Source organism: Micromonospora marincola (assembly GCF_056150385.1).
Window position 1 is genome coordinate 1 of the sequence record NZ_JAXCFT010000055.1, and the last position, 951, is coordinate 951.

Annotated in this window: 1 protein-coding gene; it reads right to left on the reverse strand. The window is 61.1% G+C overall.

All coding sequences use genetic code 11. The annotated features are described in order from the left end of the window. Positions 1 to 951 (reverse strand): glycoside hydrolase family 27 protein (locus tag SM450_RS31025; RefSeq protein ID WP_474623327.1); only part of this gene is annotated, 951 nt, incomplete at both ends.

Here is a 951-nt window from a genome sequence, read left to right on the forward strand (position 1 = left end):
CGCCGCCGCGGTGGTGCTGATCGTGGTGGTGGCGCTGCCCTGGTTGAACAGAGCGACCGCGACGTCACCGTTGGCCAACCGCTTCGCCAACACCCGACGGGTACCGTCGAAGGACACCTGAGCGGCCTGCAACGCCAACGCATCCTGACTGATCCCGATCAGAGTCGCGTTCTTCAAAATCGTCTGCGTCGCCGCGTTCATACTCCGCAGATCATTACCCGCGATCAACGGCGACGCCAACACCGCCCACAACGCGAAGTGACTCCGCATCTCCGTGTCGGTCATCCCACCCCGACCAACCTCCAACATGTCCATGTCATTGAACGCCCCCGGCTTCGCCCGCCCCGCAAGCGGCACCGTCACGTCCACGATGTTCTGGATACCCATCGGATACCCGTTCGTCTGCCCCGAGTTCCACGTGTTGGTGATGTCCTCCGTGGTCCGCCACATGTTCGCCACATCACCCCAGTCCCGCTGCGGACCCGTCTTCGAGTGCACACTGTTCGAATTGATGCTGTACACGATCGGCCGACCCGTCCCCGCCAGCGCATCCCGCATCAGGTTGAACACCCGCACCTGCTCATCGATCGACCCACTCGGCGAACACCAGTCGTACTTCAGATAATCCACACCCCACGCCGCGAACTGACGCGCGTCCTGCACCTCATGCCCCTGCGCCCCCGTCGACCCCGGATAACTGTTGAAATACTGCGCACACGTCTTCGTCAACGGACCCTGATAGATCCCGAACTTCAACCCCCGCCCATGGATGTAGTCACCCAACGCCTTCATCCCCGACGGGAACCGACTCGGATCACCCTGCAAATTCCCCGACGAATCCCGATTCGGATTCATCCAACAGTCATCCACCACCACATACTGATAACCAGCATCCCGCATCCCCGAACTGACCATCGCATCCGCCATCTGCCGGATCAACGTCTCATTGAT